At 43.2% G+C, this 8859-nt stretch carries 7 protein-coding genes; 5 read left to right on the forward strand and 2 right to left on the reverse strand.

The genetic code is table 11. From position 1 onward, the window contains the following. Positions 1-378 precede the first annotated feature (378 nt). Positions 379-1155: an enoyl-ACP reductase FabI gene (gene fabI / locus WN50_RS03220; RefSeq protein WP_046281901.1), complete on the reverse strand. Its 777-nt coding sequence runs from the start codon at positions 1153-1155 to the stop codon at positions 379-381. Positions 1156-2130: 975 nt separating this feature from the next. Here fabI and ntcA point away from each other — a divergent pair. The 4 genes from ntcA (at position 2131) to psbA (ending at position 6341) form a co-directional block, all read left to right on the forward strand. After that, a complete protein-coding gene (gene ntcA, locus WN50_RS03225) occupies positions 2131-2796 on the forward strand; it encodes a global nitrogen regulator NtcA (protein WP_425354776.1) in 666 nt (221 codons plus the stop codon). A 45-nt stretch (positions 2797-2841) separates the two neighbouring features. After that, positions 2842-4521 carry a DUF3084 domain-containing protein gene (locus WN50_RS03230; RefSeq protein WP_046281902.1) on the forward strand — a complete coding sequence of 560 codons (1680 nt, stop codon included), beginning with the start codon at positions 2842-2844 and terminating at the stop codon, positions 4519-4521. 44 nt (positions 4522-4565) lie between these two features. Next, positions 4566-4955 carry a pre-16S rRNA-processing nuclease YqgF gene (locus WN50_RS03235; RefSeq protein ID WP_046281905.1) on the forward strand — a complete coding sequence of 130 codons (390 nt, stop codon included), beginning with the start codon at positions 4566-4568 and terminating at the stop codon, positions 4953-4955. Between the two features lie 321 nt (positions 4956-5276). After that, positions 5277-6341: a photosystem II q(b) protein gene (gene psbA / locus WN50_RS03240; protein ID WP_046281903.1), complete on the forward strand. Its 1065-nt coding sequence runs from the start codon at positions 5277-5279 to the stop codon at positions 6339-6341. A 497-nt stretch (positions 6342-6838) separates the two neighbouring features. Here psbA and WN50_RS35005 read toward each other — a convergent pair whose 3' ends face one another. Continuing rightward, positions 6839-8254, reverse strand: a complete 1416-nt coding sequence (locus tag WN50_RS35005; RefSeq protein WP_046281904.1) for a hypothetical protein — start codon at positions 8252-8254, stop codon at positions 6839-6841. Positions 8255-8674: 420 nt separating this feature from the next. Between WN50_RS35005 and WN50_RS31750 the strand changes: the two genes are divergently transcribed. Next, positions 8675-8859, forward strand: a 185-nt coding sequence (locus tag WN50_RS31750) for a helix-turn-helix domain-containing protein (protein ID WP_152964691.1), incomplete at its 3' end; no start/stop codon positions are given.

Below are 8859 nucleotides of genomic sequence, written 5' to 3' on the forward strand. Positions count from 1 at the left end.
GGGTGAGTCTCCCCAGTCGTTCATCTCATTTCAGAGATAGTTTCGGTATGCCCTACCGTACTTGAGAAAAAAATGCTTGATTCTCTGTACTTGGTGCTTTAAGGTTTTATATGGCCAAAGCATTCAGAGCAAGAACCCCGTACCTTAAGTTTTCAAGGTTCATTGCATCGATTAGATGCTGGGTTTTTCAACTGGTTGAATACCCTGCCAGTAGAGTTATTATAGCATTAGAAAGAGCCTTATATCCCCATACCTGAAGATAGGGGCGTGTGCGGCAATTTTTGGTAACTGTCAGATGTCAGGCAAGGTGAAATCGTTGAATTCCCGGGTTAAGTGTTCTGATTCGGTTCACCAACACCTAACCCTTAACCTATTTTGCTACATTCCCATGATGCAGTAACCGGAATCTACATACAAAATTTGTCCGGTAATCCCACTGGCCAGATCACTACACAGGAAAGCGGCAGTATTTCCCACCTCCTGTTGAGTCACGGTGCGACGAAGCGGGGCGATTTCCTCAACATGATGAATCATGTCTAAAATACCCCCCACCGCCGAGGAAGCCAGTGTGCGAATTGGGCCTGCGGAAATGCCGTTCACCCGAATCCCCAAAGGCCCCATTTCCCCTGCTAAATAGCGAACATTCATTTCTAAAGCGGCTTTAGCAATTCCCATGACATTGTAGTTGGGGATCACTCGCACACCCCCGAGATACGTCAGGGTGACAATACTACCGCCTTCACCCATCAGGGGTTTAGCGCCTGCCGCCAGTTGTACCAACGAGTAAGCGCTAATATCGAGCGCCCTTGTAAAGCCTTCACGGGAGACATTACTAAAATCACCGGATAAGTCGTCTTTGTCCGCAAAGGCTAAACAATGAATCAGAATGTCCAGTTTTCCCCACTTGTCCTCAATGGTTTTGAATACAGCCTCTACTTGGCTGTCATCTTGGACATTGCAGGGGAGGAATAGACTGGGGTTGAGGGGTTCAACCAGTTCTCCAACTTTTTTTTCAAACCGACCTTTATCATCGGGAAGGTAGGTTACTCCCAAGTCCGCTCCGGCGGCGTGAAGCTGTTGGGCAATACCCCAAGCGATCGAGCGATTGTTGGCGATCCCCGTTACCAGTGCGTTTTTTCCGTCCAGGTTTAGCATAATCGTTTATTCTAGAAGTTATCGGTCTGTTGCTCTGGGCTGAATTCCAATCCCTTATCATAGGATGAATTTTGACGCTCCTCTGCCTTTAGGCGAGAGGATTGTTGGTTCAACGGAGTCCACTTAGATTAGATACCTTGCAGCGTCTAGTTCAGAGGTGGTTCTCTCCCCAACCGTTACTTTCGGTGCGCCCCACCGTAGTTGAAGAGTCCTTCAAAGTTGGCTTGGATTGGGATTACTCCCAAAATACTGCTCGTCAAGCTCAATATAATCTTTTACCTACTTCTAGATTCGGATCTAGAACAATCAAGTAGAACCCCATAGATTCAATTGCCAAGGTTCAGCGTAGTGCCATTAGGCTGGGTTTTTAGAGCGGTTGATTACCCAGCCCGCTATAATCTAATTCTACACATATTTAGAGCTATGGCAAGAACTAAGCGACTACAACTTCTGTTGTCCGAACAAGAATATGAAGCACTCAAGAACTACGCTAAGTCCAAGCAAATACCAATGTCTGAAGTTCTTAGGGACTACATCAAATCCTTGAAAAAGTCCCCCTAGAAGGGCGAGGCTTGTATCCCATTTCTTCGGTCATCGGACACAGCCACCTCTGACATCTCATGTCCTTCCTCAATAGATGGAAAGCCAGGGTCGGTTTAAGGAGGCAAGGTCAGTAGCATTTAGCCGCCATTCAGAAGATTTTTCTCAATCAAGGCGATTATGCCGTAAATATGCTAGCGTATGAGGCGATAGGGAACGCTGCTGTAAACACAGACTCAGTGTTAGTAACTAGCAGAGAAAATCCCACTCAAAATGTCGGTTTTGACTAAAGCTGCTCGTAACCCCAGGTTCTCTGTTAAGCTTATGCTAAGAAAGGGAAACGAGGGGACGGGTTGACTTAGAGATCAACTTAACCCAAACTCAAATTAAGTAGTAGAACACAGTAGGGCATTGGTTAGCGCAAGGGATCGGGACGTGACGTATGATAGACCGTTAGCAGCGATGTTCCGCCAGATCGGAGGCGGGGCATATCCTCCCGTTGTAGAAACCTTTGAACGGGGTAAAACCATCTTTTTCCCAGGAGATCCAGCAGAGCGCGTCTACGTTCTCATCAAGGGAGCGGTGAAACTTTCTAGAGTCTATGAAGCTGGAGAAGAAATTACCGTCGCCTTATTACGAGAAAATAGCGTCTTTGGTGTTCTCTCCTTGATTACGGGTCATAAATCGGATCGGTTTTATCATGCCGTCGCTTTTACCCCCGTAGAATTACTTTCAGTTCCGATCGAACAGGTCGAGAAAGCCCTCAAAAGCAATCCTGAACTGTCAATGGTGATGCTGCGAGGATTGTCATCTCGGATTTTGCAAACTGAGATGATGATTGAAACGCTGGCTCATCGAGATATGGGATCAAGACTTGTGAGCTTTTTATTAATTCTGTGTCGGGATTTTGGCGTTCCGGGTCAAGAGGGGATTAGAATCGATCTCAAGCTCTCTCATCAGGCGATCGCAGAAGCTATCGGTTCAACCCGAGTCACAGTAACTCGTCTACTCGGGGATCTCAGACAAAAGAACATGATCTCAATTCATAAGAAAAAGATAACGGTTCATAATCCTGTGACCCTGAGCCAGCAATTTACCTAGATCCGGGAGAACCAAACAACTGGTAACTGATCACCGATCACTGAAATGACCGCCGGATTCATCCTCGTAATCTCAATATTGGTGTTGGGGGGCGTGATCGCTACCGTTAGCGATCGCTTGGGGACAAAAGTGGGTAAAGCTCGGTTGAGTCTTTTCAAGCTGCGCCCTCGAACGACTGCTGTTGTTGTCACGATGGTCACGGGTACTGTATTGTCGGGTTTGACACTCGGCATTTTATTTGCTGCAAGTAAACCTCTGCGTCGGGGAGTCTTTAGAATTGATGAAATTCAAGAACGACTCAACCAATCTCGTAAAGATTTAACACAAACATCAGACGAAAAAGAAAGGGTAGAAACCGAATTAGAAAAGGCGAGAACCTCTCTCAATGCTGCTTTAGCTCAACTCAATCAAATCAATTCTTCTTTAGAACAAGCCAATAGTCAAGCAACCGAAACAGAAACAAAACTCCAACAAACTCAAAGTCAACTTCAACAAACTCAAACAAGACTCGATGAACTTCAGGGTCAATTGAGTCAAATTGACGAAGCAAAAAATCAAACGGAATTAGAACTCAACCGGACTGAAAATCAACTTCAGGAAGTCTTTGATCAAAAGAAATTACTGCAAGTAGAAATTCAAGAACTGCAAACTGAACGCCAAAAATTAATCGAACAACGAGAGCAAGTCAAAGCACAAATACAAGAGCGCGATCGCGAAATCGCCGATCAAGAGCAAGTCATCGCCGAGCAAGATCAAGTTATTTCTCAACGAGATCAAGTCATCGCTGAACGAGATAAAGTTCTCGCTGAACGAGATAAAGTTATTGTTCAACGGGAAAAACTCCTCAAAGAACTCGAACAACAACAAGTCAAACTAGAGGAGCAACAAGCCTATCTAAAAGAGCAATTTAAACTCGTTGAACGAGATTTTCAGCTTTTAAGAGAAGGTAGTGTTGTTTTGAAACGAGGCGCCGTTTTAGCCAGTGGTTTAATAAGGGTCAAAGATCCCAAGCAATCAACAAATGTAATTCATGGTTTATTGCAAGAAGCTAATCGTAATGCGATGAATTCAGTCCAACTGGGAAACTCTAATGTTGAGAAGGAACAAGTGATTCAAATTACAAAAACTGAAGTAGAAGAACTGATTACAGAGATTGATGATGGTCGTGATTATGTGGTACAAATTATTTCAGCAGCCAATTATTTGGCGGGAGAAAGTCGGGTGGCTGTTTTTACAAAAGCAGAACCTAATAGACTGCTTTTTACATCAGGAGAAGTGATCGCAGGAACTTCAATCAAACCTTCAACTCTCAGCGATGATCAACTTCAGCAACAACTTGAACAACTGCTAGATGCGTCTCGGTTTCGCGCTCGTTTTGTAGGTGTTTTAGATGTCGATGGGTTAATTCTAATTGGAGATAGTCGTGTTGAAACTTTAGTTAACTTTTTTGAAAAATTACAACAACATGATCAACCCGTAGAATTACAAGCTGTCGCCGCCGAAGATACTTACACAATTGGGCCTTTAAAAATTGACTTACTGGCACGTCAAAATGGAGAGATCATCTTTAGTACCCGTCCTCAAGATCAAGAAATGCTCACTGAAGAAGAACCCGAAATTTTACAACCCTGGGAAGCCGAGGATGCAAAACCTAAAGAAACTCAGACTGAGGGTGGTTCTTTTAGGATAGATCGAACTCGTTCCTTATTCAATGAAAGACAATAGGTTTTGAAGCATTTAATAGGCGGAGGAAGCTAACAATGCCGGAAATAATTCTAGGTTTTGATCCGGGTAAAGATAAATGTGGAATTGCGGTGATGGGAACAGATAACCTGTTAAAATACCATCAAGTTGTCGCATCATCCGAAGCGATCGCCACCTTAAAATCTTTGTGTCAACAATTTCCCATTGATTTGTGTGTGATGGGAAATCAAACCACATCTAAAACTTGGAAACAAAAACTCCTTGAAGCCTTACCAGAAAGCGTAAAAATCATTCAAATAGACGAACGTTATAGCACCTTAGAAGCACGCGATCGCTATTGGCAAATGTATCCGCCTCAAGGATTAACTCGTTTAATTCCTCAAGGAATGCTCACTCCTCCCCGCCCGATTGATGATATTGTGGCGATTATTCTGATTGAACGTTATTTATCTTAATGCAACGAGAAGGCTCGCAGCATAGGGCCGTTGGAATAGGGAAATTGGGACGGGAGTAACCAACACTCCTTGGCCAAAACCCAAAACCCCGCCTGACTCTCAAGCTGTTTGTCACCCCGCCAGCGCATCTACTTGACAAACCCCAAGGCGGAAGCCTCCTGGAAATAATTAGTTTTACTTATTGATTAGTTCAGTAAACCTTATAAATTTTATGGATGTATCCTTGACAAGTTACTTAACTATGTAGTTATATATTGACATGGGAAAGCGGTAAAACATAGCCGACAAACCTTGAAAATCACTAGCAATAATATTTGAGATATGACAACAACCTTACAGCAGCGCGAAAGCGCCAACCTCTGGGATCAGTTTTGCAACTGGGTAACATCCACCAGCAACCGCTTTTATGTCGGGTGGTTCGGTGTATTGATGATCCCCACCCTGTTGACTGCAACCATCTGCTACATCATCGCCTTCGTAGCAGCACCTCCGGTTGACATTGACGGTATCCGTGAACCCGTAGCTGGTTCTTTAATGTACGGAAACAACATCATCACTGCTGCTGTTGTTCCTTCCTCCAACGCCATTGGTCTGCACTTCTACCCCATCTGGGAAGCCGCTTCCTTAGATGAATGGTTGTACAACGGTGGCCCTTACCAGTTGATTATTTTCCACTTCTTAATCGGTATATTCTGCTACATGGGTCGGGAGTGGGAATTATCCTACCGCTTGGGAATGCGTCCTTGGATCTGCGTTGCCTATAGCGCTCCTGTGGCTGCTGCTACTGCGGTACTACTGGTTTATTCCATCGGTCAAGGTTCTTTCTCCGACGGTTTGCCCCTTGGAATTTCCGGTACTTTCAACTTTATGTTTGTCCTGCAAGCCGAACATAACGTCTTAATGCACCCGCTACATATGCTTGGTGTAGCCGGTGTTTTTGGTGGAGCGTTGTTCTCCGCTATGCACGGGTCATTAGTGACTTCTTCTTTAATTCGTGAAACGACCGAAAGCGAATCTCAAAACTGCGGTTACAAATTTGGTCAAGAAGAAGAAACCTACAACATTGTTGCAGCCCACGGTTACTTTGGACGTTTAATCTTCCAATATGCCAGCTTCAACAATAGCCGTAGCTTACATTTCCTTTTAGGAGCTTGGCCTGTAGTCGGCATCTGGTGCGCGTCTCTGGCGGTTGCCTGCTTCGCCTTCAATCTGAATGGTTTCAACTTTAACGAATCCGTACTTGATGCTAGCGGACGAGTAATTAATACCTGGGCTGACGTAATCAACCATGCCAACTTAGGGATTGAAGCCATGCACGAACGCAACGTCCACAACTTCCCCTTAGACTTAGCTTCTGCTGAATCTGCACCCGTTATCAAAGGCTAATTGCTAGCTTGAATAACTCAAAGCGCTCTCCAAAAGGAGGGCGTTTTTTGCGTTTTTGGATGGTTTTGTTCTAAGTTATATAGCAGAGAAAGAGTTGATTAGGACACTGTTTTTCTGTCAAATCCTTTTATGATAAAGGTTTCAATTCTGTCTCCTGTCTCGGTGAGGCAGTGCGGACTTGGCGGTTTCCGTCGAGGAGCAACTGCCTCACCCGAAGGGTGTCTCCTGATTTCTGCTATAGCAGTCGCCAGAACACTTGTGTAGAGTGCATCAAACCCGTTAATTGTGCGAAACAGAAAAAACTTTGATGAACGGAGAAAGTTTCATCGTTTCATATAAAGCACCTCACTGAATTCAATTTCATCTAAGCCGGAGACTCAAGTCCTCGTCTAAAAATAAAAGTCGGTTTTAACCGACTCAATTCTTGATTATTGTATGAGTCCTCTTGAGAGGAGTTTGGATATCAGACAGGGATTTTAATTCCTGGTTAACCTACATCAAAGCTTCTGACCTTCAATAGCTTCAACTTCTTTTTTGATTTCAACTGCTTCAATGACTTCGGCTTCTAAAACAGCTTCTTTAGCTGCTAATTCTTCGGCTTGAGCGATTACTTTTGTTTTGAGTTCTTCCAATGCCAATTCATCCTCTAAAATTGTTTTCTCCATCTTCAGCTTATATTCGTAGTATTCACAGGTTGTATATCCAACCAGCAAGAACATCGCGAGGTTAATTCCTGCTTTAATTCCCCACGTTGGAATCTTAGCACCATGCTCCATTAGAAAATCCAAACCGAAGCTAATAAGAACTTCCGCACTGAAACTAATGCTCATAATTGCGAGTTCATCTCCATCATCAATGGTATTATACCCGTAGCTACAAGCGATTTGATAAATCATTTCTGTAAAAAGCTCAGATGTTTTTAACAAATTAGTCTCAATTTTCCCTCCAATGACCGGAACCGCAGATGTCAATCCTGCTAGAGTTGCAAAAACTGATTTTTCAGCAATTAAGCGGTTAGCCGTTTGACGATTCGTTTCTGTAGGATAATCTTTCTTAAGTTGTTGAACAATTTCTTTTGCCTTATCTGGATTAAAGAGATCTTCCCGTTTAATAATTGCTAGAACGCGATCGCGCCAATAACGATTCCAAACTTCATTAACAACTTGATTAATCCAGTTTAAAACATCTAATGCTATGGTTAAGTTTTGGAAACAGTGCTGGATAAATTTATCTGTATCCTGAATTTTTGTGACTGTCAAAGCACTTGCTTGATTCACTAAACCTTTCGCCTCTTCAAAAAAGTAGATGAAACGTTTAATATCAGCATCAGCTTTGTTCGCAATGGCTGTGTGAATATTGCTAATATACTTCTCAAAAGCAGAAATTTGTTCTTGAGTCTCTTTAGTTTCTACCTTATTTTCAGTTTTAGCAGAGATTATGTTTTTAGAGTTTTTAGAGACTGCTTTTTTAGGATATTCACTTGCTTCCGGTGGACGAGCAGGAAGCGATTTTCCGGTTTCTTTTCCTTTGGCCTGAGAATTAACTGGCTGCTTTTCTTCTCTTCGTTCTTGGGCAATTGAAAAAGTAGAGATTGGTTCTTGAGTGCGTTTATTTTCGGAATAACCACCATTAGCACCACCATTAGCACTACCATTACCACTACCATTACCACTACCATTACCACCGCCAACACCTACCAGCGCATGAACGGGATGCCATTCTCCCACATCTTTTCCTGGATATAGAACAGAAACTTGTTGCTTGGGTTTTCCCCACTCATAGGAAGTCGCAACCGCCAATATTTTAACGGGTTTAATTCCTTCCCACTCAGTCAGTGCCAATAACTCTTGGGTATCCATAACGGATTTAATTCCTTCCCGCTCAGTCAGCGCCAATAACTCTTGGGTATCCATAATTGATTCTCCAGGATTAGAAGGGATAATTGATTGTTTTCAACTTGCTACTTCTCATCCTAGTCGGAATCGCCGAGAAAAACCATGAGGTTTTCACGGATCTTAAAATGTTAAATTATCAAATCTTTCTCAGTAAAATTACGGAAATAAAAGTTGCTTGAATAATCATCTTTAACAATCGATCATTTCTGTGAAATTTAGTCGGTAAGGTGCATTTTTGATAAAAACCCGATTTCGTAGGAGTTACCGGGTTTTTGGACTGGGTGTCAAATCCGTTAACTAAGCCGACGGGAAGTCCCCCACCATAGCTGTACTCAGCTTGGTGGTGGGATGAAAGTCGGGGAAAACGGAGGGACGTAGTTTTCCAAATCTTCCGATATCGTTACTGTTTTATGTATAATGCAGTAAGGAGGTCTTAAGATGCTACACAAAGCGCTCAAGGTTCGACTCTATCCAACACCAAACCAGCAGGTATTACTGTCTCAGCACTTTGGTTGTGCTAGATGGTGGTGGAATTACGCTCTAAATAAGTCAATCGAGACCTATAAAGAAACGGGGAAAAGCCTTGGTCAGTCAGCACTTAATGCCTTCTTACCAAAACTCAA

The organism is Limnoraphis robusta CS-951 (assembly GCF_000972705.2).